General features: G+C 38.1%; 1 protein-coding gene. It reads left to right on the forward strand.

Annotated elements, in window-relative coordinates:
- The first annotated feature begins 76 nt into the window (after positions 1-76).
- Positions 77-1,221 (forward strand): IS3 family transposase gene (locus WA249_RS18870; protein ID WP_085944219.1). Its coding sequence is split into 2 segments (ribosomal slippage): positions 77-341 and positions 341-1,221, totalling 1,146 coding nucleotides; the frame shifts between segments, so codons are not numbered across the junction.

Below are 1,221 nucleotides of genomic sequence, written 5' to 3' on the forward strand. Positions count from 1 at the left end.
AGAGGTGGATCAGGAAATTTGAACAACACTTATAAGTGATATTTTGCTCCCCAAATGATGTTATAAACATCAATATATGGAGTATTTTATGGCACGTAGACCAAGAAGAAATCATTCAAATGATTTTAAAGCTAAGGTAGCACTTGCTGCGATTAAAGCAGAAAAAACACTTGCTGAATTGAGTGCTGAATTTGATGTTCATCAAAACCAAATTATCGACTGGAAAAATCAACTGATTTCAGCTTCCTCGCAAGCTTTCGATCAATCAAAAGCTCCAACAGAACCACCCATCGATCTAAAAAAACTACATGCAAAAATCGGTGAGCAGGCATTAGAAATTGATTTTTTAGAAGGTGTGTTGAAGAAACTGGGCCGCTTCAACCACAAAAGTTAATCGATGACTCACTTCAGATTTCAGTATCTAAGCAAGCTCAGCTGCTGAAAGTCTCCCGTGGTTGTTATTACTATCGCCCAAAACCTGTGAGTGCATCAGATCTGAAGCTGATGCGGTGTATGGATGAGTTACATATGCAATACCCTTTTGCAGGTAGCCGTATGATGCGTGATTTGTTGAATCGTCAAGGACATCATATAGGACGACGTCATACACGTACTTTAATGAAGAAAATGGGCATTAATGCGTTATATTGCAAACCAAATTTAAGCCAGGCTAATCAAGCTCACCGCAAATATCCATATCTGCTCAAAGGATTGGCTATTCAGCGCAGTAATCAAGTGTGGTCTACGGATATAACGTATATCCCTATGGCAAAAGGCTTTGTTTATTTATGTGCTGTGATTGATTGGCATAGCCGCAAGGTACTTGCGCATAGAGTATCGATTAGTATGGAGGTTACATTTTGCATAGAAACATTAAATGAAGCTATTGAAAAATATGGTCGACCTGAAATATTTAATACAGACCAAGGCAGTCAGTTTACCAGTGATGCATTTATTGATGTATTGAAATCAAATGACATCCAAATCAGCATGGATGGTAAAGGTCGATGGGTTGATAATGTGATGGTTGAACGATTATGGCGGAGCGTTAAATATGAAGAGGTGTATCTCAAAGCCTACAGCAATGTTTTGGATGCGAAGAAGCAATTAAACGCATATTTTGAATTTTATAATTTGAAACGACCTCATTCGAGTCTGGACAAAATGACTCCAGATGAGTTTTACTATGACCAGCTACCACAACAAAATAAGGTAGCTTAA

Source organism: Acinetobacter sp. 161(2023) (genome assembly GCF_037027805.1).
In the GTDB taxonomy this organism is placed as follows: domain Bacteria; phylum Pseudomonadota; class Gammaproteobacteria; order Pseudomonadales; family Moraxellaceae; genus Acinetobacter.